At 64.0% G+C, this 25,329-nt stretch carries 24 protein-coding genes, 1 pseudogene and 1 riboswitch; of the genes and pseudogenes, 11 read left to right on the top strand and 14 right to left on the bottom strand.

The features are described from left to right. Positions 1 to 112: 112 nt before the first annotated feature. Together ACZ5KU_RS12220 and ACZ5KU_RS12215 are read left to right on the top strand one after the other, a co-directional pair. Entirely contained in the window at positions 113 to 499 is a 387-nt protein-coding gene (locus ACZ5KU_RS12220) for a hypothetical protein (protein WP_054061234.1), read from the top strand. A gap of 10 nt (positions 500 to 509) precedes the next feature. After that, complete coding sequence (locus ACZ5KU_RS12215) at positions 510 to 866, top strand: antibiotic biosynthesis monooxygenase (protein WP_054061233.1); 357 nt, start codon at positions 510 to 512, stop codon at positions 864 to 866. Positions 867 to 885: 19 nt separating this feature from the next. Here ACZ5KU_RS12215 and ACZ5KU_RS12210 read toward each other — a convergent pair whose 3' ends face one another. The 5 genes from ACZ5KU_RS12210 to ACZ5KU_RS12190 form a co-directional block, all read right to left on the bottom strand. Next, positions 886 to 1,557 (bottom strand): DUF3313 domain-containing protein, encoded by a 672-nt coding sequence (locus ACZ5KU_RS12210; RefSeq protein ID WP_054061232.1) that lies wholly within the window; start codon positions 1,555 to 1,557, stop codon positions 886 to 888. A 98-nt stretch (positions 1,558 to 1,655) separates the two neighbouring features. After that, a complete protein-coding gene (locus ACZ5KU_RS12205) occupies positions 1,656 to 2,300 on the bottom strand; it encodes a DUF4180 domain-containing protein (RefSeq protein ID WP_464737229.1) in 645 nt (214 codons plus the stop codon). Then, complete coding sequence (locus ACZ5KU_RS12200) at positions 2,300 to 2,899, bottom strand: alpha/beta fold hydrolase (RefSeq protein ID WP_464737228.1); 600 nt, start codon at positions 2,897 to 2,899, stop codon at positions 2,300 to 2,302. The genes ACZ5KU_RS12205 and ACZ5KU_RS12200 overlap by 1 nt, the downstream gene beginning before the upstream one ends. Then, entirely contained in the window at positions 2,896 to 3,318 is a 423-nt protein-coding gene (locus ACZ5KU_RS12195) for a helix-turn-helix domain-containing protein (protein ID WP_054061229.1), read from the bottom strand. The genes ACZ5KU_RS12200 and ACZ5KU_RS12195 overlap by 4 nt, the downstream gene beginning before the upstream one ends. Positions 3,319 to 3,404: 86 nt before the next feature. Continuing rightward, positions 3,405 to 4,979: a L,D-transpeptidase family protein gene (locus ACZ5KU_RS12190; protein WP_416772983.1), complete on the bottom strand. Its 1,575-nt coding sequence runs from the start codon at positions 4,977 to 4,979 to the stop codon at positions 3,405 to 3,407. A gap of 133 nt (positions 4,980 to 5,112) precedes the next feature. Here ACZ5KU_RS12190 and ACZ5KU_RS12185 point away from each other — a divergent pair, with 133 nt between their 5' ends. Further along, positions 5,113 to 5,829 (top strand): murein L,D-transpeptidase catalytic domain family protein, encoded by a 717-nt coding sequence (locus ACZ5KU_RS12185; RefSeq protein ID WP_054061227.1) that lies wholly within the window; start codon positions 5,113 to 5,115, stop codon positions 5,827 to 5,829. A gap of 137 nt (positions 5,830 to 5,966) precedes the next feature. On the opposite strand, the gene ACZ5KU_RS12180 is transcribed toward ACZ5KU_RS12185, so the two are convergent. Next, entirely contained in the window at positions 5,967 to 7,178 is a 1,212-nt protein-coding gene (locus ACZ5KU_RS12180; RefSeq protein WP_273820454.1) for an MFS transporter, read from the bottom strand. A 275-nt stretch (positions 7,179 to 7,453) separates the two neighbouring features. On the opposite strand from ACZ5KU_RS12180, the gene ACZ5KU_RS12175 reads away from it, so the two are divergent. From ACZ5KU_RS12175 to ACZ5KU_RS12165, 3 genes are all read left to right on the top strand, one after another. Further along, a complete protein-coding gene (locus ACZ5KU_RS12175) occupies positions 7,454 to 9,373 on the top strand; it encodes a HAMP domain-containing methyl-accepting chemotaxis protein (protein ID WP_464737227.1) in 1,920 nt (639 codons plus the stop codon). A 78-nt stretch (positions 9,374 to 9,451) separates the two neighbouring features. Further along, a complete protein-coding gene (locus ACZ5KU_RS12170; protein ID WP_464737226.1) occupies positions 9,452 to 10,132 on the top strand; it encodes a class I SAM-dependent methyltransferase in 681 nt (226 codons plus the stop codon). 35 nt (positions 10,133 to 10,167) lie between these two features. Then, a riboswitch (Fluoride riboswitch) is annotated at positions 10,168 to 10,238 on the top strand. Positions 10,239 to 10,316: 78 nt separating this feature from the next. Further along, a complete protein-coding gene (locus ACZ5KU_RS12165) occupies positions 10,317 to 11,624 on the top strand; it encodes a voltage-gated chloride channel family protein (RefSeq protein WP_464737225.1) in 1,308 nt (435 codons plus the stop codon). A gap of 70 nt (positions 11,625 to 11,694) precedes the next feature. Here ACZ5KU_RS12165 and ACZ5KU_RS12160 read toward each other — a convergent pair whose 3' ends face one another. Together ACZ5KU_RS12160 and pdxR are read right to left on the bottom strand one after the other, a co-directional pair. Continuing rightward, a complete protein-coding gene (locus ACZ5KU_RS12160) occupies positions 11,695 to 13,410 on the bottom strand; it encodes an amidase (RefSeq protein WP_273820449.1) in 1,716 nt (571 codons plus the stop codon). Between the two features lie 271 nt (positions 13,411 to 13,681). Continuing rightward, on the bottom strand, positions 13,682 to 15,181 hold the full coding sequence (pdxR, locus tag ACZ5KU_RS12155; RefSeq protein WP_464737224.1) for a MocR-like pyridoxine biosynthesis transcription factor PdxR: 1,500 nt from the start codon (positions 15,179 to 15,181) through the stop codon (positions 13,682 to 13,684). A gap of 83 nt (positions 15,182 to 15,264) precedes the next feature. On the opposite strand from pdxR, the gene ACZ5KU_RS12150 reads away from it, so the two are divergent. Together ACZ5KU_RS12150 and ACZ5KU_RS12145 are read left to right on the top strand one after the other, a co-directional pair. Then, positions 15,265 to 15,894: an FMN-binding negative transcriptional regulator gene (locus ACZ5KU_RS12150; RefSeq protein WP_464737223.1), complete on the top strand. Its 630-nt coding sequence runs from the start codon at positions 15,265 to 15,267 to the stop codon at positions 15,892 to 15,894. A 58-nt stretch (positions 15,895 to 15,952) separates the two neighbouring features. Continuing rightward, positions 15,953 to 16,717: a sulfite exporter TauE/SafE family protein gene (locus tag ACZ5KU_RS12145; protein ID WP_054056676.1), complete on the top strand. Its 765-nt coding sequence runs from the start codon at positions 15,953 to 15,955 to the stop codon at positions 16,715 to 16,717. A gap of 59 nt (positions 16,718 to 16,776) precedes the next feature. On the opposite strand, the gene ACZ5KU_RS12140 is transcribed toward ACZ5KU_RS12145, so the two are convergent. Both ACZ5KU_RS12140 and ACZ5KU_RS12135 read right to left on the bottom strand, forming a co-directional pair. Then, positions 16,777 to 17,553 (bottom strand): N-acetylmuramoyl-L-alanine amidase, encoded by a 777-nt coding sequence (locus ACZ5KU_RS12140; RefSeq protein ID WP_464737222.1) that lies wholly within the window; start codon positions 17,551 to 17,553, stop codon positions 16,777 to 16,779. A gap of 794 nt (positions 17,554 to 18,347) precedes the next feature. After that, positions 18,348 to 19,090: pseudogene (locus ACZ5KU_RS12135) on the bottom strand (outer membrane beta-barrel protein). Positions 19,091 to 19,619: 529 nt separating this feature from the next. Here ACZ5KU_RS12135 and ACZ5KU_RS12130 point away from each other — a divergent pair. Then, on the top strand, positions 19,620 to 20,702 hold the full coding sequence (locus ACZ5KU_RS12130) for a DUF1176 domain-containing protein (protein ID WP_464737221.1): 1,083 nt from the start codon (positions 19,620 to 19,622) through the stop codon (positions 20,700 to 20,702). Here ACZ5KU_RS12130 and ACZ5KU_RS12125 read toward each other — a convergent pair. The 3 genes from ACZ5KU_RS12125 to ACZ5KU_RS12115 form a co-directional block, all read right to left on the bottom strand. Further along, positions 20,613 to 20,858 carry a Y-family DNA polymerase gene (locus tag ACZ5KU_RS12125; RefSeq protein ID WP_416773475.1) on the bottom strand — a complete coding sequence of 82 codons (246 nt, stop codon included), beginning with the start codon at positions 20,856 to 20,858 and terminating at the stop codon, positions 20,613 to 20,615. The genes ACZ5KU_RS12130 and ACZ5KU_RS12125 overlap by 90 nt on opposite strands. A 73-nt stretch (positions 20,859 to 20,931) precedes the next feature. Next, positions 20,932 to 22,152, bottom strand: coding sequence for an MFS transporter (locus ACZ5KU_RS12120; RefSeq protein ID WP_054062617.1), 1,221 nt, complete (start codon positions 22,150 to 22,152; stop codon positions 20,932 to 20,934). A 276-nt stretch (positions 22,153 to 22,428) separates the two neighbouring features. Then, positions 22,429 to 23,253, bottom strand: coding sequence for a helix-turn-helix domain-containing protein (locus ACZ5KU_RS12115; RefSeq protein ID WP_464737220.1), 825 nt, complete (start codon positions 23,251 to 23,253; stop codon positions 22,429 to 22,431). Between the two features lie 107 nt (positions 23,254 to 23,360). Between ACZ5KU_RS12115 and ACZ5KU_RS12110 the strand changes: the two genes are divergently transcribed. Both ACZ5KU_RS12110 and ACZ5KU_RS12105 read left to right on the top strand, forming a co-directional pair. Continuing rightward, the gene (locus tag ACZ5KU_RS12110) at positions 23,361 to 23,675 is read left to right on the top strand and encodes a hypothetical protein (RefSeq protein ID WP_054062619.1); all 315 of its coding nucleotides are present in this window, start codon (positions 23,361 to 23,363) and stop codon (positions 23,673 to 23,675) included. Then, positions 23,672 to 24,103 (top strand): MAPEG family protein, encoded by a 432-nt coding sequence (locus ACZ5KU_RS12105; protein ID WP_464737219.1) that lies wholly within the window; start codon positions 23,672 to 23,674, stop codon positions 24,101 to 24,103. Before ACZ5KU_RS12110 ends, ACZ5KU_RS12105 begins: the two co-directional genes overlap by 4 nt. 185 nt (positions 24,104 to 24,288) lie before the next feature. On the opposite strand, the gene ACZ5KU_RS12100 is transcribed toward ACZ5KU_RS12105, so the two are convergent. Next, positions 24,289 to 25,326 (bottom strand): GGDEF domain-containing protein, encoded by a 1,038-nt coding sequence (locus tag ACZ5KU_RS12100; protein WP_464737218.1) that lies wholly within the window; start codon positions 25,324 to 25,326, stop codon positions 24,289 to 24,291. Positions 25,327 to 25,329: the final 3 nt, after the last annotated feature.

Raw genomic sequence — 25,329 nt, 5'->3', positions numbered from 1 at the left:
GATGAACGGCCCTTGGCCGTTTTGAACAATAGTGTGGCCATATTGCGCAATGACGTCCAGCCAGGGGCGGGGTATCGTGAAGTCATTGCAGTGAAAACCCAGGAGAACGGACATGCAGGTCGATGACACCCACTTCCCACTGGTCTGGATGCAGGCAAACCGGACAGGCCTGGCCGCCGACGACAACCCCTTCGCCGGCTTCGAAGCCTTGCTGGAACGTCAGCAGCCCTTCGTTCTGCTCAACGAGGAGGGCCTCGGCGAAGGTCGTTATGAGCACACCCACGAGGAGCGAAAGCAGGTTTCGCTGTGGATGAAACGCCACAGGGAGCCGCTGCGGGCCTTCGTGAAGGTGGCGATCTATGTCGAGGCCGACGCGGCGACCCGGGCGGCGACCGAGTCCTTCGCCCCCGCCTACGAGAAATTCTGGGGCTACCCGATGCTGATCGTCGCCAGCCGCGACGAAGCCCTGGCACGGGCCCGGGACTACCTGGCGAACTGAGGCGAAGGCCGTGCAACCCATTCCATCCACGATAGAGGGGGCCCTGCCCCTGGTTGCCATCAGCACCGTTGAAATCCGCGCACTCGGCCAGGCGACCACAGCCCTGCAGGATCGCCTGGGCCACCTGCTCGAGGCCCTGCAAACCGGCTCCGGCTGCACGGCCTACAGCCTGGCGCGCAGCACCTCATGCCCGCGTGCCTGGATCCTGACCGGCTACTGGAGCGCCCTGGCACCCATGCGGGCGCATTTCGAACTGCCCTGCCTCAAGGAGCTGTTCGCCCTGACACGGGAGCGGCTGGCCGACCGGCTGAGGTTCGCCACCTTCGAACTGAGCCTGCCTCCACCCGAGGAACGACCGGGCAGGTGAAACGCCTGCCCGGCCCGGCTCAGTGTCGCTGCAGCCGGAGGTAGGACTGGTGCATGTCCGCCGCCCAGCCGTCAATGACCGCTTTCACATCATCGGGTTGCATCACCTGGCTGGTGTTTTCCAACGGCTTGCCGGTACCCTGGCGGACCACCTCGCCGATCACCGCGTGGCTCTGGCCATCGAGAAAGGCGGTTTCCGTCGCCAGCGTGGTTTGCTGGTCACGAATCCCCGAAGCCGTGCTGACCGCCGCCGCTACCAGGGCGATTGGCACCAGCTCGTAGGGCTTGAGGCTTTCGGTCTTGCTGCTGACCGCGGTGATCGCCGCGCGGACCACCACCACGCCGGGGCCGGGCCCGTTGGCCAACGGCAGGGATTTGCCCAGCTCACGCTGCAGGGCCTGGTCGTAGTAGCGGGTGATGCCCTGCAAGGTCGCCAGGGGGATCTGCGCCGTGGGCTGGGGCGCGGGATACAGCTGGGTCGGCTCGATATAGACGCGGGTGTATTTCCTTGGCTCAAGCCGGGGGTCGACCCAGCGCATCACCTCGGCCCCCGAGGGGGTCTTCTCCCGCTTGAGCAGACTGTAATCCTTGAGAAAACCCGAGTAGTGATCGGATTGAGCGGACTGGCCCGCACAACCGACCACCGCAAACGCGGCGACGCACAACGCACCGATCATCAATCCTGACTTCATGCCGACACTCCTTTTGGCTGGCCACTACCGGTACAGGAAAGGTAGGTATAGTCAAGGAACACCGTCTCGGCACCTGCCGCACTGGCGCAATCGTCGTGTCAGCGCTCAATTGCAGTTTCCGTCAGGCGGGCCTGCAAGGCCGCCCGGGAGGAAACGAACCAGACGTTCCCACCGGCATTGGACTCGGCCACGAACTCGGCCAGGGCCTTGCTGCCTCGGGTATGGGCGGATAGGTCACCGATGACGGCCACATGCAGCCGGTAGTTGACGAACTTCTGCAACAGCGCGCCGGCCAGGCCGCTGCGCAAATCGAAGAACGTTGGGGCCAGGCGTTCCACGGGAATTGCCAGCCAGCTCGCCTGCACCTCCCAGGCGGCGGCGATCAGCTCGCGAGCATCCTGCTCATGCACCAGCACTGCGCCGCTGTCGGCGCAGGCCAGCACCCGCACGGAGCCCATTCGAACCACTGTGTGCTCATGCATGGGGGGCCTCCTTCCCGCTGCGCAGAAACGCCAGTACCTCGTCGCCCTGCCCCGGACATAGTGCGGCGCCTCGGCAACCAGACGGGTAACCGCATGGGGCACATGAGCCGCCACACGCGCCATGGTCTCACGGCTGTCGAGCAATACGTCTCTGCCCCCGGCCACCACCAACAGCGGCATATTCAGGCGACGCAGTGCCGCATCATCGAGGACCGGTACCTTTTCCAGGCGGGGCTTGAGGCTGCGGCCGATCAGTTCCATCAACTCGAATACCCCGAGCGCCTCGGCCGACAAGCCCGGGGAGGAGCCCCGAGTACCTGTCGCCGAACCCGACGGCGCCCCCACTCCCCCAGCAACAGTAACGGCAGCGCCTTGTACCAGAACGCCCGTTGCCGGCCGATGCCCGAGGGATAGAGCAATACCAACTGCCCCACACGCTCGGGATGGCGCGAAGCAAAATCCACGGCCAGCCAGCCACCCAGAGAAGCGCCCACCAGCGCCGCCCTATTGATCCCCAACTGCTGCAGCACCTCGGCCAGCCAACTGGCATAGGCGCCACTGGCCAGGGCCGGTCTGGTCGCGGCGCTGAAGCCCGCCTCGCCGATCATATCCAACGCGTAGACGCGCAAATGCCGGGACCAATCGGCCGCCTCGAACATCCATGCGGCCGCGTTGGACAGCGAGCCGTGCAGCAGCACCACCGGCGTTGCGCTCGGGTCACCACACGCCACGACAAAGGTTTCCCCATGCGACGTCTGCAACCGCAACTGCTGGTTCGGCACCGGCCAGCTCGACAGTACCGCCCGGTAACGGTCGAGCACCTGCCGCTCAAGGGCCGCCGACTTGTAGAAACGGCTCACTGGAAGTCGTCCACCAGTGCCTGGATCGTCGCCAACAGCGCCGCCGCATCGGCGGGTGCCGCGATCAGCACGATCTTGAGCAGCGAGCGCGACAGGTCATGGGCGGTCTGGCACTGGATCGGTTCGGCCTCGCCACGACGTCCCATCAGCGTGGCCTGCAACAGGGTGACCAGACGCTCGGCCTGCGGCACCGACAGTGCGGGCACTTCGACGATACAGGTGGCGCGAAGCGGCTCAGGTGGCAGGTTTTCGGCCGCCGCCCTGCCGGCAAAGGCCGCCACGTCTGCGGCCTTCAACCGATAGGATTTGCCAATGCGAGTCGCCGCCAGACGGCCCTCGCGGATAAAGCGCAGGACCGTCTTGGCGTGCAATTGCAAACGCTCGGCAGCCTGGGCAACGGTGTAGAACTCTTCAAACATGTGAATACCAACACTCCCCATTGCTACCTAATATACAAAAAACAGGTAGCAATAGGGAACAAATCAGTCCTTCACCTTCGCCGCGATCAGGAGGAACTGCCCAGGGCTTTCAAGAGCACGGGGTCACGCCCATAGATATCCGGCGCGTAGAGCAAGGCGCCATCGTGGTCGACCTGCACCGTCCAGTACCCCAGCACGATCGGCACCGGGGCTGTCAGCCGGTACTCATGAGTGGTACCGCTGGCCAGCAGGTCATCGGTGCGGGTTCGCTCGGTGCTGCTCAACAGCAGATCACGCAGATGCAACGGCTGCTCGACCCGCACGCAACCCGAGCTGAACGCCCGCGGCCCCTTGGAGAACAGCGGCTGGCTGGGGGTGTCGTGCAGGTACACCGAGAACGGGTTGGGGAAACGCAGGACGATCTTCCCCAGCGGGTTGCGCGGGCCGGCGCCCTGGCGCAGGAGGATGTTGCCCGGTCGTTCCCAGTCGACTTCGTTCGCCGCCAGCGGGCGCCCTTCGCTGTCGAGCACCTGCAGGTTCTGCTGGGCGAGGTAGGCCGCGGGGTCAGGACGGATGGCCGGCAGCTTGTCCTCGCGAAGGATGGTCGGCGGGACAGTCCAGGTCGGGTTCAGGGTCAGGCGGGTGATGCGTGACTTGAGCAGTGGCGTCTGCCGATCGGCCCGGCCGACCTGCAGGCGCGTCTGCCACAGCGGTTCACCGTCACGATAGAAGCTCAACTGCGCCGCCGCGACGTTCACCAGCACGCCCTCGGGCTCCAGGTCCGGAGCCAGCCAGCGGAAACGTTCAAGGTTCAGCCGCAACTGTTCGCGGCGCAGCGCCGGGCTGATGTTCAGCTCGACCAGCGTGCCAGGCCCGATCACCCCGTCGGCCTGCAGCGAATGCCGGTACTGGAAGTGCTTGACCGCCTCGGCGAGGTCCTCGCCGTAGACCTTTTCAGGACCGGCGGGCAGGCGCTGCAGGTAACCTTCGGCCAGCAGGCGCCGGGCCAGGGCCGGCACCCGTGCGTCCTCCATGCCGGGCCGCAACAGCGGACCGGAGGCGAGTTCAGACCAATGCGGCAGCGGCTGCTGGCGCTGCGCCGCATAGGCGCTGCGCAGGCTGCGGTACAACTCGGCATGCGGGCGAGCCTGATCGAAGGCCTGGGCCAGGTCCTGCAAGCCGGTCGCGGCCAGCGTCAGCAGCTCGGCATCGGGTTCGCCGGTGGGTGGCTGGGAACGCCAGAGCGGCTCGAAACGCGCCTGTGACAGGCGCCCATAACGCAGGTCATGCAGGGCTTGCAGATACTGCCGGCTGATCTGGATATCGCTGCACAGCGGATCACCCGCGCCCGGCTCCCGGGCCAGCGGATAGCGTGCCGGGTCCAGCCCATCGTCAGCCAATAGTGGCAATTGGGCCTGCAACGCCGCCAGACGCCCTTCGACGGACCAGAGCGGAACATTCCCCTGCTGCTGGTAGAACGCCTGCAACCTCAGCTGTGTCGGCGCATCCAGCTGCGCGGCCAGGCCCGGACAGCTCGTCGGCAACTGGGCAAGCGCCGCCTGCAACGGCGTGGGGGGATCGCCGAGCAGATCGTCGGCCGTCGCGACCAGTGGTGCAACGAGCAGGCAAAGGCTCAAGTAACATGCGTGTTTTTTGAACAAGGGCTAGGCTCCCATCCACGATTATCGCGCGGGCGGTCTAAGGTTATGACAGAGGCGAAAACCCTCGAGACAGCCGGGATCGCACAACCCATGGGATGCATGAACCTGCACTGAAGGCGGAGACGCTCTCTACATGCTGACATCTTGCTATCGACTCTGCCTGATTATTCTGACCCTGGCCGTACCCTTCGGTTCAGCCCTGGCCGCCAGCGCGGCAAAACCGACGCTGTACGGCAGCCTCGCCCACGCCGCGCCGGAACTCAACCCCCTGGTGCTCAAAAGCGCGCTGAATGCCATGCAGTGTGCAGTCGGTCGCGGCCATGAACAGTCCGAGCGCCTGGCGGTGATCGACTATTCACTGCCCTCCACGGCCCGCCGCCTGTGGATCTTCGACCTGCGCAAGCGCACCCTGGTACTGCGTGACCTGGTCGCCCACGGGCAGAAATCCGGAGAGAACTTCGCCACCCGTTTCTCCAACCGGGTCGGCAGCTACCAGTCGAGCCTGGGGCTGTTCCGCACCCAGGAGAGCTACGAGGGCACCCATGGCTACTCGCTGCGCATGGACGGCCTGGAACCGGGCTTCAACGACCGTGCCCGCGACCGCGACATCGTGATCCACGCCGCAGACTACGTCAGCCCCCTGTGGAGCCAGCGCGAAGGCCGCATCGGCCGCAGCCAGGGCTGCCCGGCCGTGCGCCCGCAGGTGGCGAAGCAGGTGGTCGACAAGCTCAAGGACGGCCAGTTCATGTTCTCCTGGTACCCTGACCGGCACTGGCTGAAGTCCTCGACCTACCTCAACTGCAAGCCGCAGCAGATGGCCAGTGCCAAGGCCAAGGGCGTCACCCGCTAAACCTGCTGGGTTCACGCCACACCGCCCCTGTGCCTGGCGCGCCCTCCTGTGGGAACCGGCTTGCCGGCGAAGGCGGCCGTGTGGACGGTGCAGGGCTTGCCCGCGAATGGGCCGCCCAGCCTTGCACCTGAATGCCGTCAGCGCCCGCTCTGCCCCGCCGCCTCATGCTGGCGCGCATAACTGGCCCCCATCAGGTAGAAACAGCCACCGGCAATGATGAACCCGGCCAGCATGTAGAACATGAACTGCGGCGCCCACCAGGCCAGGGCAAAGCCGCAGAGCACCGGCCCCATCGCGCCACCCAGGGCCGACAGGTTCTGTGCCCCATAGTACATGCCGCGCAGGTGCGCCGGGGCGATCCGGTCGATGAACATGTACTCGGCCGGAAACACGATGATTTCCCCCAGGGTGAACACCGCCATCGCCAGCGACCAGTGCAACACCGTGCTCGACAACGCAAAACCCGTCACCCCCAGCAGGAACAGAGTGAAGCCGGCCGTCAGCCACAGGTTCAGGTGCTCATGGCTGATGCGCTTGCCCACCAGGAACTGCAAACCGATGACCACCACCGCATTGACCGCCACCACCGCACTGATGATGCGGTAGGTGAACTCCGGGCTGGTGGTGGTCACCAGGTACTGCGACAGGTACGCGGTGAACTGCCCGAACACCACCGCGCTGAGCAGGCCACCGAGGGTGAAACAGACCAGGCGCTTGTCCCTGAGCAGAATCCGTCCCACGCCGATGAAGGACACCGGCGCGCGGGTCCGGTCGACCGGCGCCAGGTGCCGCTCGCCGAAGTGGTAATACGCCAGGAACGCCAGCGCGCCCAGCAGCGCCGAGACCACGAACGGCAGCCGAACGTCCAGGTGCGCCAGGCCCGCGCCCACGAACGGCCCCACCGCATAGCCGATGTTGATCAGCGTGTAGCGCGCCGAGAACACCCCGGCCTGCTCCGCTTCCGCCAGTACGCGGCCGAGGGTCGCCTTGACCACCACGTCGACCGCCGCATAGGCGAAGTTGAACAGCACCAGGAAAAGGAAGAACAACCAGAGCCGATGGGTGATGCACATGCCGATGAAACCGAGCATGAACAGCACGGTGAAACCCAGGATCAGGCGAAAACTCGAGCCGCGGTCGGTCAGGTAGCCGCTGTAGACACTCAGCAGCGAGCCGGCCACCAGCGCGCAGCCGACCGTCAGGCCGATCTCGCTGATCGCCAGGGAAAACTGGGTGGACAGGAAAATCACCAGGTAAGGCAGGGTAATCGCCCGCCCCAGGGTGAGGATCAACGTTGAAAACAGCAGCAGATTGACCGAAGTCGGATAACGCTTGAGTACCGCCAACATCCTTATTGCCTCCTGGTCCCACGCCACTCAGGGCAGGTCCCTGCAAGGCTCGACGCTGTCTTCTGACGAAAGACCCAAAGTATCCCAGAAGCGGCCTGCCCCGTCATGCCCTCACACCGCGTGCACCTCACGGCATTCGCGCCAAAAGCCCGTGGGAAATTACACGCCCTGAAACATAAAGTTTCAATTTCCTCGACCGATACTCCGGCCGTGCCCCTTCGATCGGCACGTATCCTCTTTCATACCAGCGGTTTATCCCGGCGGAGATTGCCCGAATGCTTGCCCCACTCAACAGGCTGTTGGAAAACATCAGTGTCAGAGCCAAGCTCACCCTGGGCTTTGGGGTCGTCATGCTGCTGACCCTGCTGATCGCCACCACCGGCTGGCTGGGCATCCGGGCCCTTGGCGACCGCAGCGACCGCATCCTCGACATTGCCAAGCTCAACGACCTGACCCGCGACGTGCGCAATGCCCGGCTGTTCTACAGCATCAACCCGAACGCCGAGCGCGCCGCCGCCGTGGTCAAACTGCTCGACAGCCTCGACAGTCACCTGGCCAACGACCGCTCGGTGTTCCACTCCCCGGCCAGCCGGCCCCTCCTCGAAAACGCCAGCACGGTCGCCAAGAGCTACCGGGCGCATTTCAACGACTTCAGCCAGGCCGTCCAGGCCCGGGATGCGACTCGCGCGGTGTTTGGCGGTCACGCCGACGAAGCCGTCGCCCAGTTGAAGAAACTGATGGAGATGGCCACTTCGCCGAGCGGCGACCAGGCCCAGATCGACAGCCTGGTGAAAGCACAGACGGTGGTCCAGCAAGCCCGCTTCCAGTTGCGCGGTTACAGCTACAGCCTCAAGCCCGAGTTGCAGAAGCCGGCCAAGGAGGCGATCGATGACGCTATCGCCTACATCAAGACCCTCCTCAGCCACCTCCCGGCCGCCATGACCGCCGACGTGCAGCGCCTGCAGCAGGCCATGAGCAGCTACCGCGACACCGTTGCCCTGTTCTCCGATGCCCAGGACAAGGCCGACAGCGCTCAGGTGCAACTCGATGGCGACATCAAGAACCTGCTCGCGGCCACCCAGCAGCTGTCCCAGGACCAGATCGACCAGCGTCGCGACGATGTCGAGGCCGCCCGTAACCTGCTCGCCGGCGCCCTGCTCGCCGCCCTGCTGCTCGGCATCATCGCCGCCTGGGTCATCACCCGGCTGATCGTCGGCCCGCTGATGGAAACCCTGCGCCGGGCCGAACAGGTGGCCAGCGGCAACCTGAGCGACAACGCGACGGTTTCGCGCCGTGACGAACTGGGCCTGCTGCAACTGAGCATGCAGCGCATGACCCTCAACCTGCGCGAGCTGATCGGTGGCCTGCGCGACGGCGTGATCCGCATCTCCGGCGCCGCCGAGCAACTGTCGGCTGTCACTGAACAGACCCGTAAGGGAGTCAACAACCAGAGACACGAGACCGACCAGGTCGCCACCGCCATGAACGAAATGGCGGCGACCGTACAGGAAGTGGCACGCAACGCCGAACAGGCTTCCAGCGCCGCGGTCAACGCCAGCCACGAGGCGCGCGCAGGCGACGAGGTGCTGGCCCAGGCCATGACGCAGATCGAGCGGCTGGCCGACGAGGTCGGCAACTCCACCCTGGCAATGAGCGACCTCAAGCAGGAAAGCGAGAGGATCGGCAGTGTGCTCGACGTCATCAAGTCGGTGGCGCAACAGACCAACCTGCTGGCGCTCAACGCCGCCATCGAGGCGGCCCGGGCCGGCGAGGCCGGTCGCGGTTTCGCCGTGGTGGCCGATGAGGTACGCAGCCTGGCGCAACGCACCCAGAGCTCCACCGAAGAAATCGAACAACTGATCAGCGGCCTGCAAGGCGGCACCGACAAGGTCGCCAGCAGCCTGGACAGCAGCCGTGCCCTGACCGACAGCAGTGTCGAACTGACCCGCCGGGCCGGCGCCTCGCTGCATGGCATCAGCGAATCGGTACAGGCCATCGAGTCGATGAACCACCAGATCGCCACCGCCGCCGAGCAGCAGAGCGCGGTGGCCGAAGAAATCAACCGCAGCGTGATCAACGTGCGCGACATTTCCGAGCAGACCTCGACCGCCAGCGAGGAAACCGCCGCGTCGAGTGTCGAGCTGACCCGTCTGGGCAACCACCTGCAGACACTGGTGGGCAAGTTCACCCTGTAACCCCGCAAGACGTACTGGCCACGAACGTGCATTCGGCCGCACACTGCCGGGGAGAATCCTCCCGGCAAGGCGCCTGACATGCACGATGATCCCTCGAAAGCCCTGATCGACAGTTGGACCGGCAACGCCCGGGCCTGGGCCACGGCGATCCGCGAGGGGCAGATACGCAGTCGCCGCGAAGTCACCAACGCCGCGATCATCAACGCCGTGCGGCCCTGCCTGCCGGGCCGGGTGCTGGACGTCGGCTGTGGCGAAGGCTGGTTGTGCCGGGCCCTGGCCGAACACGGCGGCCAGCTCACCGGCGTCGATGTCTCGCCACCGCTGCTGGAGTTGGCGACGCAAGCCGGCGCGGGCGATTTCCACTGCCTGTCCTACGCCCAGATCATTGCTGAACCGCAACGGCTCGGCACAGACTTCGACGTGATCGTCTGCAACTTCTCCCTGCTCGACGAGCAGACCGCCGAACTGCTGGCCGCCCTCGCCCGCACGGTCCGCCCCGACGCCCACCTGATCATCCAGACGCTACACCCACTGTGCGCGGAGCCACCCTACGCGGACGGCTGGCGAATGGAACATTTCACCGCGATGGGCCCCGGCGACTGGCAGCCGATGCCCTGGTTCTACCGCACCCTGGGCAGTTGGCTCGCCACCCTCGCCCCGGCCTGGCGGCTGGAGTCCATGGAGGAACCGCGTCTGCCCGAAGCGCCGTTGCCAGCTTCATTGATCATCAAGGCCCAACACACCGGGCCGAACACGTAACAAGATTTTACAAGCCCATTGCCACTGGCTATGATCGGCGCTCCGGAGATGGCATTCCTCCGTTCCCAACCGCTGTGCTGCTGCAGCTGATGATGCCTACAGACACCTGGCCAGTTCGGGTCTGTAGGCGCGCGCGTGCAGAATCCCTGCTGGTCAGGCCCAAACGATGACTGTGGCTGACCCTATGTCCAGACTTTCACGCCCCGAACAACTCGATCTCCTGCCCTACCTCGGCAAATGGCTGCTGTTGGCCAGTGCCATAGCCCTGCTGGCCGGCAGTGCCTCGGCGTTCTTCCTGTTCTCGCTGGAGCATGCGACCCAATGGCGCGAAAGCCATCCGTGGGTGATCTGGCTGTTGCCGCTGGCCGGCCTCGCCGTCGGCCTGGTCTATCACTGGCTGGGCAAGCCGGTGGACGCCGGCAACAACCTGCTGATCGACGAGATCCACGACCCGAAGAAGACCGTGCCACTGCGCATGGTGCCGCTGGTGCTGGGCGGCACACTGGTGTCGCACCTGTTCGGCGCCTCGGTCGGTCGCGAAGGCACCGCGGTGCAGATGGGTGGCGCCCTGGCCGATCAGATCACCCACTGGCTGCGTCTGCGCCGGGAAGACCGGCGGATCATGCTCATGGCCGGCATCAGCGCCGGCTTCGCCTCGGTGTTCGGCACACCGCTGGCCGGGGCGCTGTTCGGGCTGGAGGTGCTGGCCATCGGCCGGATGCGCTATGACGCGCTGTTCCCCTGCATGGTCGCGGCCATCGTCGCCGACCAGGTCGGCCTGGCCTGGGGAGTGGCGCATACCCATTACCCGATCGGCGAAGTGGTGCCGGTGCAGTTCTGGAGCATCACGGCGACGATGCTGGCCGGTGTCGTCTTCGGCCTCGCCGGCCTGCTGTTCGCCACCGCCACCCACCGGTTGGGCGCCTGGGTGAAACGGCGGGTCGGCTACCCGCCGCTGCGGCCACTGCTCGGTGGCGTGGTGATCGCCGTCGCGGTGTGGGCACTGGATGCCCACCGGTACATCGGCCTGGGCATTCCCGGTATCGTCCAGTCATTCCAGATGCCGCTGGCGCCGTGGGACTGGTTCGGCAAGCTGGCGTTCACCGTGGCTTCGCTGGGGTCGGGGTTCAAGGGCGGGGAAGTGACGCCGCTGTTCTACATCGGCGCCACCCTGGGCAACGCCCTGGCACCGCTGCTGCACCTGCCGTTCGCCATGCTCGCCGGGCTCGGCTTCGTCGCGGTATTCGCCGGGGCGGCCAACACCCCGCTGGCAACCATCGTCATGGCCATGGAGCTGTTCGGTGCCGAGATCGCGCCGTTCGCCGCCATCGCCTGCGTCGCCAGCTATCTGGTGTCGGGCCATACCGGTATCTACAACGCCCAGCGCGTCGGCCACAGCAAGCATCGTGGTGGGCTGCCCGAAGACCTGCGCTTGGGCGAAGTGAAGCAGTACCGGGCGCAGGCCAGGTCCGCCGAGAAAGACCAGGCATAAGGCCAGAGAGCTCTGGTTCGAGATGAACAGACGGATGGGCGCCAGCGTGACGCCAATCCCGTTTCGGTGCTTACTGTTTGCCGGCGCCCAGCGGCGGAGTCCGCGGCGGAACCAGGCGCTTGCTGCCGGTCGCCTCGAACGCCGCGGCCAGTTGCAGCAGCGCCGAGTCGTCATAGGCACGGCCGGCGAAGGTCAGCCCCACCGGCATGCCGATATCGGCCATCACGCCCATCGGCACGGTGACCGTCGGCACGCCCAGGTGACGGATCGCCAGGTTGCCGTTGGCCACCCAGATACCGTTGCTCCAGGCGATGTCGGCGGACACCGGATTCACATCGGCATCGGCCGGGCCGACGTCGGCCACGGTCGGGAACAGCACCGCGTCCAACCCCTTCTCCTGCATCCAGTCCTCGAGGTCGATGCGCCGGGTCTGCTCCAGCCCGCGCAGGCCATCAGGCAGCGTGCTGATCTCGTTCCACGGGGTGATACCACGTTCGGCCATGCGCACGTACTCGTCCATGCCGGCGGCCAGGTCGCCCTCGCGGTTCGGCAAGGTGCCCGGGTCATGCGGGAAAATCTTCGGCCCGTCGACATCCACCAGACGGTTCAGCTTCGGATCGCCGTTGGCCCGCAGGAAATCGTCGAACGCCCAGGCGCTCAGGTCCCACAGTTCATGGTGCAGGAACTCCTTGGACACCAGCCCGCGGGTGAACACCGTCGGCGCTCCGGGGCGGTCGCCCTCGCAGTTGGACACCAGCGGGAAATCCACCTCGACCACTTCGGCACCGGCCGCTTCCAGGGCCTGGCGTGCCTGCTGCCACAGGTCGATCACCGAGGCGCGGGTGTGGATGCGCTGCCCGGTCGGGCCGCCGATGCCCGGCGCTTCGCTGGTGCCCGCCTCAGGGTCGGCGTTGATGAACATGCGCGGCACGCCCAGGCGCTTGCCGGCCAGGGCCTGCGTGCCAACCGCCAGCGCCGGATAGGACCCGGGCCGCACCGAAGCCACGCTCGGAATCGGCACCCAGGGCTGCAGGCGCCACAGGTCGCCACGGGTGTCCGGGTCTTCGGCGACCACCACATCGAGCACTTCCAGCAGGTCGGCCATGGTCCGGGCGTACGGCACCACCACGTCCATGGTCGGCGTCAGCGGCCAGTTGCCGCGGACCGAAATCACCCCGCGCGACGGGGTGTAGGCACACAGGCCGTTGTTCGACGCCGGTCCGCGGCCGCTCGACCAGGTTTCCTCGGCCAGGCCGAAGGCGGAAAAACTCGCGGCGGTCGCCGTGCCGGCACCGTTCGACGAGCCCGAGGCAAAGGGTGCGGTCAGGTAGTCGGCGTTGTACGGGCTCTCGGCCCGGCCGTAGACGCCCCGCTGCATGCCGCCGTTGGCCATCGGCGGCATGTTGGTCTTGCCCAGGCAGATCGCCCCGGCGGCGCGCAGGCGCTCGATGGTGAAGGCGTCGCGATAGGCGACCAGGTCCTTGAAGGCGGGGCTGCCCGACGCTGCGGTCAGGCCCTTGACCAGGTAGCTGTCCTTGGCGGTGTAGGGAATGCCGTCCAGCGGGCCCAGGGTCTCGCCGCGCGCACGGCGCGCATCGGAGGCCCTGGCCTCGTTGAGCGCCTCGGGGTTGCGCACCACCACCGCGTTGAGCGCGGTGGGCGTGTCGGGGCCGTCGTAGGCATCGATCCGGGCGAGATAGGCCTGAACCAGTTCTACCGCCGTGGTCTGGCCGGATTCGAGCGCGGCGCGCAATTGCGCGATGGAAACCTCGGTTACTTCGATCATGCTGTTACCGTCGACTGCTGAGGGTGGACGCGATGCAGGCTGGCCTCACGCCAGATAGCGGGCACTGGCCTGTCGCATTGCTCAAAAAATAGTGTGTCCGGGTGGTTCACTGGGCTCTTTTACTGTCGGATCGAGGGCTCTGGGGAACGACCGAAGCCGCCGGCTGCTCGACTGGAACCGCTGCCATCTTACCGCGAACAGGCCATCGACGAACCGGATATTGCCGAGGTTATCTGTCGGCGGACAGTGCTGGCGCCCCGGTGCCAGGGGTCTACATGCCTGGCTGAACATGGTCGGCCAGCCGCTGGCGAAGCACTCGCGCGAGCAAGGCAACGCCCTCCTCGATGTCCTGGGGGCTCAGGCCGGCATAGCCAAGGATCAATCCGGCGGGGCGCTGCGGCGCGGTCGAAGCCGGGTCGGCAAACAGTGGCGAGAGCGGATACACGCCCACCCCCAGCGCCAACGCGCCGGCCTGCAACGCAGCTTCATCCTCGCAGGACAGGCCAGGCAACCACAGCACGCCGTGCAGCCCGGCGGCCATCCCGACCAGGTAACCGAGCCCCGTCAGATGCCGCTCGACCGCCCCCAGCAGCGCCTTGCGGCGCCGATCGTTCTCGCGGCGCAGGCGACGAACATGACGCTCATAGGTGCCGCTCTCGATCAGGCTGGCAAGCACGTTCTGCTCCCAGCGCGGCGAGTGGCGATCCATCATCCGCTTGGCCTCGCGAAACACCGCGACCAGCGCGCGCGGCAGCACCAGGTAGCCCAGCCGCAACTGCGGCGAAAGCGCCTTGGAAAAGCTGCCAACGTAGATAACCCGGCCATCGCCGTCCATCGACTGCAAGGCATCGATGGGCCGCTGGCCATAGCGGAACTCGCCGCCATAGTCGTCCTCGATGACCCAGGCACGCTGCCGTGCGGCCCAGCTCAACAGCTCCAGCCGGCGCGCGACCGGCAGCACCGCCCCCATGGGGAACTGGTGCGACGGCGTCACATAGACCAGCCGCACGCGCTCGTCCTCGGGCAACCCGTGGGTCGCCAGGCCGCTGCCGTCGACGGCGATCGGCAACGCGGTCGCTCCGGTGGCCTCGAAACAGTAGCGGGCCATGCGGTAACCCGGCTCCTCGAAGACGAACGCATCGCTCGGGTTCAGCAGCAATCGCGCACAAAGATCGAGGCCCTGCTGCGAACCGTGTACGACAAGAATCTGTTCGACATCACAGGCCAGCCCACGCGCACGACGCAAATAGCCCTGCAGCGCCCGGCGCAGAGGTGCCTCGCCTTCAGGCTGGCTGTAGTAGAGGCTGGTCTGGCGTTTGACCAGTTCGGCACGATAGGCACGCTGCCAACCCAGGGCCGGAAAGTCGTGCGAGGCCACCGAACCGTACTTGAAGTCGATGCGCGCCCCGGGCGCATGGACGCTGTAGGGCGTGAACGCCGCGACACGCTCCGCATACCGGGAGAGCAATGGCGCCGGCCGCGCTGGCCGCCCCCGTTCGTCCCGCTCCGGTACATCAACGGCGCGGGTCATGCAAGCCACACGCGCCGCCCTTCCTGCCGAGGTCACGACAAACCCTTCGGCGGCCAACTGTTCGTAAGCGGCCGTCACCGTGGTGCGCGACACCCCGAGCTCGGCCGCCAGCGCCCGGGTCGAGGTCAGCCTGGCCCCTGCGGCCAGGCTGCCGTCCTCGATCTGCCGGCGCAGCCTGGCATAGATACGACGCTGCGCACCACGCGTAGCGAGATCGGAAGGCGTGGCAAACTGGCCCATGAAAAAACCTCGAAACTGGCACTTTTTGTCAGGCAGGTCATGACCGAGATTATGGCCTCCCACCGCCATGAAATAAAACGCCCATGTACATTCCCGAACACTTTGCCGAGCGCCGCCCCGAGCAGGTGCACAGGATCATCCGCGACAATCCGCTGGGCATGCTGGTGACCTCGACCGCCAGCGGTCTCGACGCCGAGCACATCCCCTTCGAACTGGACAGCGAGGCCGGCCCCAACGGGCGGCTGCTTGCCCATGTCGCCCGCGCCAACCCGGTATGGCGACACTGCGCCGAGGGCTTGCCGGTGATGGTCGTGTTCCGTGGCGCCAACGGCTATATCTCACCCAACGGTTACCTGTCCAAGCACGAGACCCACCGCCAGGTGCCGACCTGGAACTACGAGGTGGTGCATGTGCATGGGTTCCTGCGCGCCGTCTCGGATGCGCGGCAACTGCGGCGCACCCTGACCCTGCTCACCCGCCATCACGAGGCGAGCCAGGACACCCCCTGGCGAATGGGCGACGCACCCGCGGACTACCTGGACGACATGCTCACGAAAATCGTCGGCATCGAAATCGACGTGCTGCGCCTCGAAGGCAAGCGCAAGCTCAGCCAGAACCGCGAGCCGCGTGATCGCCTGTCCACCCTGGACCACCTGCGCCAGCAAGGTCGCGACGACCTGGTGTCGGCCATGCGGCAAGGCCACGAATCATGAACGCCCGCTCCCCCCGCACCCCGGGCGCTTGCTGCGAGTACAAGCCGGAGGCCATCACATGGAACTCGAACTGACCACCACCACGCTGCTGGTGACCTTTGCCGCAGTGTTCCTGATCTGCTTCATGAAAGGCGCGTTCGGCGGCGGTTTTGCCATTGTCGGCATACCGCTGTTGTCGCTGGTGATGGACCCGATCACCGCCGGCGGCCTGCTGGCGCCGCTTTTCATTGCCATGGACCTGTTCGGCCTGCGCTACTGGAAGCCCTCCACCTGGTCAAAACCGGAACTCAAGCGGCTGGTACCGGGACTGGTGCTCGGTATCGGCATCGGCTACCTGTTGTTCCAGGTCCTGGACCACCGGGCGATCGCCATTGTCATGGCCGCCGTGACGCTGCTGTTCGTCGGGCTGTGGTTCCGGGCCGGCGGCGAAGTCCGGGTACGTCCCAGCTCGTCACCCAAGGCGGTCGCCGCCGGCATCAGCTCGGGCATCACTACCATGGTCGCCCACTCCGGTGGGCCGCCGCTGGCGATGTACCTGCTGCCGCTGGGACTGAGCAAGCAGGTGTATGCCGGTACCACCAGCCTGTTCTTCACCGTGGGCAACCTGCTCAAGGCCGTGCCCTGGCTACTGGTGGCCAGGCCCAGTGGCAACGTGCTGAGCCTGGCGCTGATCTGTCTGCTGGCGGTGCCCAGCGGGGTCTGGCTGGGCTGGCGACTGCACGCCCGGCTCGACCAGCGCCAGATGTATCGCGCCTGCTACGGCCTGCTGGTGATCACCGCGCTCAAGTTGCTTTGGGACGGAGTCGCCGGTTATCTGGGTTGAGCGCCTGGACCGCCGCCGGGGGCAAGGCCGCCGCTCCCCGGCCGAGCGCAAGCGCATCGCTATGCAGTCGTCGGAAAATACTTCGCCACCAGTGCCGCCAGGATGGCTGCGCTCTCGGCGTCCATCACCCCGTCGTAGTTCGTCGGCCGGAAGTGCAACTGGAAAGCCCTGACCAATTGCTTGAGTCCCTCGGGCGTATCCGCGTCCGTTACCTCATAACCGTACTGCTGGAACAGCGCCAATACCGCGGTTTGGGAAGGCAAACCGTCGCGAATGTATTGCTGCTGGTAGCTATCGCGGGTCGCCTCGTCGAACCAGGCCCCGACGCCTGCCAGGTACAGCTCACGCCAGGGAAAGGCCGCCCCCGGATCGCTCTTGCGGCGCCAGGCGATATCCGAGTGCCCGAGCACCTGGGTTGGGCCGATGTTGGGGTAGCGGGCGAGGATATTCAGGGCCAGCTGTTTCACGGCTTCGATCTGCCGGGGTTCGTAGGGCGGGAAGTGAAACGCTCCCTCGCTCTCGGAGGCCAGGTTGACGATCTCGATGCCGATCGAGGAGTCATTGAGTCGGGTTCTGCCGCCCCAGGCACTGACGCCCGCGTGCCAGGCACTCTTTCCCTCGTCGACCAGGCTGAAGACTTCCTGCTGGCTGAAGCCAGCCTGGATATAGCTTGGGTCGGTGACATCGGGTACCAGGTAATGACAACTGACACTGGGTCCGGTGAGCGCGGCGACGGAAGTGGCGAAGTCACCGGCGGTGTAATGCAGCACCAGCAAGCGCACGCGTTCGTCGACACTGCGTGTGCTGCGATAGGCCTTGTAGTTGATGGCTTTCATGGGCGGTTCCTTCCCTGTATGTGGATGTTGTCGAGGGCCAAGGTGAACCGCACCGTCAGTCAGTGAAAAGAGGGCGGGAGGCTTTATCGCTATAGGAGATGTCTGGACGAGCCGGATTTTCAGTGGCCAGCAAGACGCCTCCCTTTCCCTTGACTGAAATTTCCTAGAAAATCCCGAGCGCTTGTTTGCGCCTGATCGCGGGACCAGGCTCGGTTCGTCACTGCCAATTCAGTGACCGGGTTTAGCAGCTCAGAGTGGATCAGGCGCACAGCGCCACCTTTTGCGAGGCGCTTTTTTACAGCCTCCGTTTTTATGGTGGTCGTGCGCAGGGCACTTCGGTGCGCCGGTTTTCCTGATCACCGGTCTGCTAACCTGCGTACGGCTGTCACCCTCTCGTTTAGCAGCGATGTTGGCGGCTCCCACAACAGATCGGGAGTCACCACTCTATGTTCAAGGTCACACCAAATCCGCCACCCGCCTCCCATGCTGGAGGTATCAATCCACGTGTCGCGGACCGGGCTTTGTCGCACTACAGCCTGGGGCCGGATGCGGGGTCGAATTCCTTGTGGCGATGGGCGTGGTGCACCTGATTGAGTTGGCGCAGTTGAGGATGGATGTGGTGTTGAGTCAGCAGGTTGCCGGCGTAGGCAACTGATGGGGTCAATAGCTGGGCGGGAGGCTAGCCATCCCGCTTCGCTCATCTTCGTAAACTTCAACCTATGTGCGTAAAGTCATTTGTCACCCATGTAGGTGAGCCATAACCCACAGGTCTATTGGCCACTTTCAGTACTTCGTTAAAATGCGATACCCACCTTGGCACCCCATTCATCACGCTTGAGCTCAAGCTTGTTCAGTTCCTCGTCATGGATATCCAACTGATACCCGGTCCGGGTGTAGTAAACCCCGGTGGAAATCGGCAACCTGCCCTGGGTATTGAAGAGGAAGTTGGCTTCGGCATAAGGATTGGTACGATTCTTCATATCGGCAGTGGCGATATCCATGCCATTGACCTTGAGCTTCAGATCACTATCCACGGTGCGCCGAACACCCACTTCCAGACGCAGGGTGGCGGCATCAAAGCGGTGGTTATAACCCATGGCGGCCTTGATAAACGGCGAGCGACCACGCAACTCAGCCTTGTAACCCTCGATACTGGACGTGAGGTTGGACTGGCTGTAGCCACCACCACCGATTACATCGAGGGTGTCACGGCCCCCAGTGCCATGCGCCAGCCCAGGTCCAGGTCGCCGTGGAAGTCCTTGAGCTTGTGACCGCTGTCCTTGCCGGACTTCAGGTCAATCCCGGCCTGATAAATCAGACCGGTCTCGGCAGTCATCTTGTTGCCGAAGTTATAGAACAGGCCGGCTTGGGACAACGAGTCTTTCCAGGGCTCGCCGGCACCGTCAAGTTTGAAGTCGTTATAGGCCCCAAGGATCCCCAACTGGGAAATCGGTCCGGTGGAAGGAGCAGCCACTGCCAACAGAGGCGCTGCAACCAGGGAGACAGCAGCAGACTTGATCATTAGCCGAGTGAACATGGGGGAAGCAATTCCTTCTGAGTGTTTATAAAGTTGAGCTGAAATCCGAATGAACCTCCCCACACGCGTAATGCGACGCTCGCATGCATGAAAGGTGCTGAACAGGCAACTCAATCGGGGCGCAATCCTACGGAAGGAAAACCCGGGTGGAACTAGGCGGAATCAAACATGGGAGATGGGATATAACGCTGCACTGCGTCCAACATTGTGTTGTCCCAGGTAGGACTTGTTTCGCAAGTTTCAGATATTTTGTGTTCAGGTTGCTGAGACCCTCATCTGGCAGACCATGACCTGCAGAAGATGGAACTGGATCGGGCCCGTGGCTGATGGCTGCCGTGAGCGAACCACTGGTCAAGTCAATGCAGTTACCCATTCAGCGGTCGGGCAGGCAGGCTGAAGTCGGCTGCCGTCCAGCCTCAAGGCGCTGTTGTGACAACGGCTCTTTTTCCTGTGCCGCGCGGCCAACGGTTAACCCTGAGGGTTGATTCATGGCCTAATATCGCCGCCCCCATGCCCAGGTAGTGCTCTTATGGCCCGCCCTCTCGTCGCCCTGCTGCTCGTCGTCACCAGTTGCGCTGCCTACGCAGAAGAACAGGTACCGCTCTACCGGGAAATCAAGGACTGGGTGGTCGCGTGCGACAACATTCGCTCGTGCACCGCCATCGGCGCAGTTCCCATGCGCGACGATACGGGCGCCAGGCTCACCTTCAGCCTGCGTATCATCCGCGAAGCGGGGCCCACAGGGGTATTGCGGGTCGGGATGTTCAGCTATAACCCCGCTACCGGAAAGCCGCTGCTCGACGGCAAGCCGCTGCGCACTTCCCTGGCCGCTGGCGAGTTGAAAGAGGGTGATGTGCCCGAGGTCCTGAGTGCGGCAGGCGATCAGGCCAGAGCACTGATCGCGGAGCTGCGTAATGGCAACGAACTGACCCTTCCCACCCAGGATGGCCAGTCGTTTGTCTCCCTGGCCGGTATGAGCGCAGCACTGCTGCTGATGGACTCGGTACAGGGCCGGGTCGGCACCGTCACGGCGCTGGTACGCCAGGGGGCGGCCAGCGCCAGCACTGTAACACCCGCCCCACCCCGTCCGACCCTGCCCCCATGGTATCCGCCAGTGGCGCTGACCCCGCCCCAGGCCCAACACATCCGGGATGTGGTCATGGCGACCACGCGCGCGTCATGGCAGCAGGACCAACTCGACGACACCCCCGCCGAAGGCGAGGCCTTTGCCCTGAGTGATCGCCAGGCGCTGGTGATCATCAAGACCGATTGCGCCGCGTACAACTGTTCATACCGCCTGTATGAAACGCCCATCGGCCATCCCGAACAGGCCCGCCCAGCCAGGATCGATGCAGTGCCGCGGATGCCGGACATGTTGCCCAACGGCAGCATCCGGTTCGATCCGGCCAGCGGAGAACTCAGCAGCCATGAACTGGCAATGGGCATGGGCGGATGCGGCACGTCACTGCGCTGGCAGTACGACGGCAGCGCGTTCAGGCTGACCCGCGCAGCGCAGCTGACCCTATGCGTGGGGCTGAACGAAGCGTACTGGCCCGTGCTGTGGCGAAGCCCGGCGCTCCCAGCCGCCGTTGGGCCTGCCCACGTTGAATGAGGCAGGTTTTTTCGCCGAGTTTATCCCGAACGGCCTTGCCGGGTGACTGGCAGTACTGATCGCTCCGCGTTCAGCGGCGTTGCCACCTACCGCCACGGGCCGATCACGCAACCATGGAGCCTGAAGCAACTCGACGGACACAAAGAAGGAGTCCATGTCGACATGGATAAACTTGCGCTCATCATCCTGACGGGCAGCACCAGAAGCAGATAGCCGGACATCATCCAGATCAATCAGCACGATGTTTGGCATCATCCGAGCTGCCTTTCATATTCCAGCGCAAGGGCGCAACGAACAGCATCAACGTCATCCAGATGAAAGTCGCCGGCCCCGCCAGTAGGAAAACCAGGCTGGCGATCAGGCCAGAGACGGCATCACCGATGACGGCGGTGAAGTAGTAGAGGGAGAAATTCCGGCCCACCTGGCGATCGTCGGACAGGCACTGGATATTGGTCACGATGGCGATATCGACGAAGGCGCCGACGAACCCGACCACGAACAGGATCGCCAGGAACAGCCAACTGTGGAACTGCAGAGCGATTGCAGCGGCGAAAAACAACGCGCCGTACAACGCCCAGTAGCGCAGTACCAGGCGGGCCGTGGTCTGCCTGTTGAGCCGGGTGTACAGCATGCCGCCCAACACGGTACCGGCCGCCAGCAGCGAGAAGACATAGCCGACGGCCGCTTCCGAGCCAAAGTGTTCCAACACCGATGCCGGCAGGATGAAGCGGATCACCGAGGTGGCGAACATGGCGCATAGCGTGGTGCAACAGATCACTGCGAACAAAGGTGCGTTGCCCACCCGCAGTTCGCCCACGCTGCGTAGCGCGTCGCGGATCACTGATCGTCCATCAAACGCCACCGGTACGCTCACCTTGCCGGGCAGCAACGTGGCGATGCTGATGGCTGACAACGCGAGGCACGCGGCAAAGAACAGGAAGGTCACCGCGCTGCCAAGGGACAACGCAAAGGCAGAGAACACCAAGGGACCGAGAATGGAGGAAATGTCTTCGATGACCTGGACGCCACTGTTCACCGACGACAACCGGTCCTTTTCCACGATGTCCGGGAAATACGCCCGGAAGGTCGGCACATAGAGACAGTCCAGAGCCGTCATCAGCATCGCCAGGCCGATGACCACCAGCAACGCCGGTGTGGCAAAGGAAAAGAGCGCAAGGAAAGCCAGCGCCAGCACACTCTTGGCAAGCTCTACCCCGACCAGCGTACGACGCTTCTGACAATTGTCCGCCAGCCAGCCGCCAATCGGAGAAAACAACGCACTGGGCAGGTAGCGGAAGAAGTACACCATCCCGATCAGCAACAGGTTCGCTTCGGTCATGGAGACTACCGCAACGGCAAATGCCGTTTCGAAAGCGAATTCACCACACTTGGAGAAGAAGTACCCTACCGAGAGCGTGCGTGTGCTGCGGTTCAGATTCAACGCTTGCATGTCGATACTTCACTTTCTGCCAGCTCAGGCGGCTCAGACGTCATTGATCATCGTGAGTCCCGAAGCTCGCAGAATGGCCGGAAATAAACGATGCAATACGCTGTCATTACGCAACAACTGCGCGTCAGCACCCGTGATACCCAAGGGACGAGGAAAACTTAACAACCGTCCCTTTCAAAGACAAACGCATGCCTGTAAGTAATCATGTCCTGATGGATCGCCGGCACGCGAGAGGCAGGCACACCACTACCGCGCCAAGGCAGCGCTCACCGCCACTCAGAACTGGCCGTGGGCCGCACTCCACTGTTCGAACGCATCCATCATCCGGCGCCGGGTCAATGGATCGGCCGGTATCAGGTGTTCGATTCTCAATGACTCCACGGTGATATCCAGCGGCATGCCGAAGGTCGTGAAGGTGGAGAGAAAACTCAACTCCCCCTCAGGGGTGCACACACGAGTCAGCAGCACAGGATTGGCAGCCAGTGCCTGCGGAGCGATGGCGGGCGCCGGCAGGTTGCGCAAGCGCATGGCAAGTTCCGGATTGCCAACCGACTCCCTGGAAGCGCGTTGCCAGGCAACCGCACGGATCTCGTCGGCATTGGCCAGCCGGTCGCCCAGGCCACCGGGGCACAGCAACATGTCCAGCAGGTTGAGGCCTGAGGCCAGGTCCTGGGCAACGCCTGCCATCGCCAGCAGCAGGCCGGTGCTCACATTGGCGGCGGTGACATTCCAGTGGCTGTCGATCACGATCGCCGGTGCCGGATTGTTCGCCTGCAGGATGTGATCGATGGCCCCATGCACTATCTCCAGGGCGGGCGCATCGAGCGGCGAGGCGGCGTAACGGGGTGCGTAACCGGCGGCGAGAAAGACTTCGTTGCAATGCTCCAGCGAGGCGCCCAGGGCCGAAAGGATGGCGTGCAAGGTGCTGGGGCCGGCCTTCGCGCGCCCGGTTTCGATGCAACTGAGGTGGCGCTGCGAAACCCCGGCCATCAGCGCAAGGTCGAGCTGGCTGAGCCCCGCCTGCTGCCGCAACTGCCGCAGGTGTTGACCCGCCGCCAGGCCCTGCGCGGGCCGCTTGTGATGGAACAACTGCTGATTCATGCCTCGCCTCCGACCGTCCTTGTGCCTGGCGTCCATGACCTCACAGGTCATTGAGCGCTCATCACCCTACCACTAGTGTGCCTGCAACCCCTACCCAGGAGAGGACAATGGCACTTCGTTTCATGGCGCTAGCATTGCTGGTGCTCTTTTCGCTTTATACCGGCTGGACGATGCTGATCGCCGAGCAGTCGCTCGTGGCCTTTGGGCTTGAGCTGATGTCGCGGCCTGACACCGCCCAGGTGGTCGTCGACCTGTACCTGATGGCAGCCCTTGCCTGCATCTGGATGCTGAAGGACAACCGATCGCGCGGAGGTTCAGGCATTGCCGTGCTTCCCTACCTGCTGCTGACAGCCGTGTTCGTTTCCCTGGGGCCGCTGCTGTACCTCGTGGTCAGGGGCCTTGATGGGGGGCGCCAGGCATGAACACGGCCTTGAACCTCTATGCGCTCTGCGTGGTTGTGCTGTTCCTCAAGATGTTTGCGCTCTCCTGTTATCAGGGCTTCTTCCGCTTGCGACATAAGGCATTCACCCATGCGGAAGACGCCGCCGTTTTCAATCAGGTCGCACAAAAAACGGAACGCCCGGAAGTGATTCGCGCCGCCAAGGCCTGGGCGAACGACCTGGAAAACATCCCGGCCTTCTTCGCATTGGGCGGGCTGGCCATCGCCCTGGATGCACCGGCATTCGTCATCGCCGGGTCGAGCCTGCTGTTCACCCTGGCCAGGGTGCTGCACACGCTGGCCTATCTGACGGGCATCCAGCCTTGGCGAACCGTTTTTTATGGCGTTGGAACCCTGTGCCTGCTGGGGCTCTGCGCGGCTGTCGCGATGAGGGTGGTGATGACTGGGTAACACCAGCCGGCAAGACAACTCCCGTTCCCTTGCCGGAGGCTTCCTGAACGATTGTTTACCCCCCTGATCAGCGAACCCGCCTCGTCGGGGAATGGCCATGAGGCCACGACTCACGCGATGCTTCCGGCAGCCCTGCTGGTTCCCCCAGCGCTGCCGGTCGAGATCAGGTCCGCCAGAATCGCTCGTTACGCCGCCGGAGGAAATGGCGGCACAAGCGGCTTGCCATCCTGAAAGACCCGGTCCTTGCCGTCCTGCTTGGCTTTATACATATTGCTGTCGGCACACTTGAGCACGGTCGACATATCGGAGGTCGCCGAAAACCGTGCGATGCCCGCACTGCAGGTGTAGTGGTGCGGAGGCGAGACGCTGACGCGGATGGCGGCCAGCAGACGCAGGGCATATTCATGGGCAATCGCGTCATCGTCGCCCAGCAGCAAGACACCGAATTCCTCGCCGCCGAGCCGCCCGACACTATGGCTGCCCGGCGTCGACTTCAGGCAGGTGGCCATGGCGCATAAAATCCTGTCGCCGATATCGTGACCATATTGATCGTTTTTCAGTTTGAAACTGTCGATATCCAACATGATGAAGTAGCCACTATTCCCTTGTGCCAGCACCTTCTGGAAACTACCCATGAATGCACGCCGATTGAGCAGAGAGGTGAGAAAATCCGTCTCCGCCAACGTTCTGAACTCACTTTCGATCAACAGCACCGAACGCATATTCCTCAAGTAGGTCAGATTCAGGATAAAGCCGATCATCATGGAGAAGATGCAAAACAGCACCAGATAAATCTCCAGCCCCTGGTACGCACCGACATCGAGACTGGGCCATATCAATATCCAGACGGCCGTGGTGGAGATCAGGTAATCCTGAATCGTGATAAATAATATGGCGCTGCCTACTACCATGATCACCGCAAGCGGAAGAGAAAAAATACGCAATGCCACGTGAGCCTCGATCACCTGTACAAAACCGAGGGCCAGGAAAAAAATATAAAGGCCACCCAATACTCGCCATACGGGAAAGCTGGTCACCACACGATGGAAGTACCAGAGAGCCAGCAGGCACGCCGTGACCAGTACATTTGCAAGGTTCAATCCCGACAGGGGATCAAGCAGCAGTACCCATAACCATGCGACCAGTCCTGCCAATTCCGCCTTGGTTACCGCTGGCGATAATAATGTACGCATTCTCGGCCTGATCTTGAAAGTCGCCGGCATTGT

The organism is Pseudomonas sp. Tof1 (genome assembly GCF_055390395.1).
Note: the sequence above shows the minus strand (reverse complement) of the source record. Positions and strands in the feature narration are given on the sequence as shown.

Excerpts from the sequence above, each read along its gene's own strand:
- ACZ5KU_RS12145 (WP_054056676.1), top strand. The coding sequence starts at position 15,953 with ATGGAACTCGAACTGACCACCACCACGCTGCTGGTGACCTTTGCCGCA.
- ACZ5KU_RS12100 (WP_464737218.1), bottom strand. The coding sequence starts at position 25,326 with ATGCCGGCGACTTTCAAGATCAGGCCGAGAATGCGTACATTATTATCG.
- ACZ5KU_RS12110 (WP_054062619.1), top strand. The coding sequence starts at position 23,361 with ATGGCACTTCGTTTCATGGCGCTAGCATTGCTGGTGCTCTTTTCGCTT.
- ACZ5KU_RS12120 (WP_054062617.1), bottom strand. The coding sequence starts at position 22,152 with ATGCAAGCGTTGAATCTGAACCGCAGCACACGCACGCTCTCGGTAGGG.
- ACZ5KU_RS12210 (WP_054061232.1), bottom strand. The coding sequence starts at position 1,557 with ATGAAGTCAGGATTGATGATCGGTGCGTTGTGCGTCGCCGCGTTTGCG.
- ACZ5KU_RS12195 (WP_054061229.1), bottom strand. The coding sequence starts at position 3,318 with ATGTTTGAAGAGTTCTACACCGTTGCCCAGGCTGCCGAGCGTTTGCAA.
- ACZ5KU_RS12160 (WP_273820449.1), bottom strand. The coding sequence starts at position 13,410 with ATGATCGAAGTAACCGAGGTTTCCATCGCGCAATTGCGCGCCGCGCTC.
- ACZ5KU_RS12220 (WP_054061234.1), top strand. The coding sequence starts at position 113 with ATGCAGGTCGATGACACCCACTTCCCACTGGTCTGGATGCAGGCAAAC.
- ACZ5KU_RS12205 (WP_464737229.1), bottom strand. The coding sequence starts at position 2,300 with ATGGAACTGATCGGCCGCAGCCTCAAGCCCCGCCTGGAAAAGGTACCG.
- ACZ5KU_RS12105 (WP_464737219.1), top strand. The coding sequence starts at position 23,672 with ATGAACACGGCCTTGAACCTCTATGCGCTCTGCGTGGTTGTGCTGTTC.
- ACZ5KU_RS12165 (WP_464737225.1), top strand. The coding sequence starts at position 10,317 with ATGTCCAGACTTTCACGCCCCGAACAACTCGATCTCCTGCCCTACCTC.
- ACZ5KU_RS12170 (WP_464737226.1), top strand. The coding sequence starts at position 9,452 with ATGCACGATGATCCCTCGAAAGCCCTGATCGACAGTTGGACCGGCAAC.
- ACZ5KU_RS12140 (WP_464737222.1), bottom strand. The coding sequence starts at position 17,553 with ATGAAAGCCATCAACTACAAGGCCTATCGCAGCACACGCAGTGTCGAC.
- ACZ5KU_RS12185 (WP_054061227.1), top strand. The coding sequence starts at position 5,113 with ATGCTGACATCTTGCTATCGACTCTGCCTGATTATTCTGACCCTGGCC.
- ACZ5KU_RS12150 (WP_464737223.1), top strand. The coding sequence starts at position 15,265 with ATGTACATTCCCGAACACTTTGCCGAGCGCCGCCCCGAGCAGGTGCAC.
- ACZ5KU_RS12125 (WP_416773475.1), bottom strand. The coding sequence starts at position 20,858 with ATGGACTCCTTCTTTGTGTCCGTCGAGTTGCTTCAGGCTCCATGGTTG.
- ACZ5KU_RS12180 (WP_273820454.1), bottom strand. The coding sequence starts at position 7,178 with ATGTTGGCGGTACTCAAGCGTTATCCGACTTCGGTCAATCTGCTGCTG.
- ACZ5KU_RS12130 (WP_464737221.1), top strand. The coding sequence starts at position 19,620 with ATGGCCCGCCCTCTCGTCGCCCTGCTGCTCGTCGTCACCAGTTGCGCT.
- ACZ5KU_RS12175 (WP_464737227.1), top strand. The coding sequence starts at position 7,454 with ATGCTTGCCCCACTCAACAGGCTGTTGGAAAACATCAGTGTCAGAGCC.
- pdxR (WP_464737224.1), bottom strand. The coding sequence starts at position 15,181 with ATGGGCCAGTTTGCCACGCCTTCCGATCTCGCTACGCGTGGTGCGCAG.
- ACZ5KU_RS12115 (WP_464737220.1), bottom strand. The coding sequence starts at position 23,253 with ATGAATCAGCAGTTGTTCCATCACAAGCGGCCCGCGCAGGGCCTGGCG.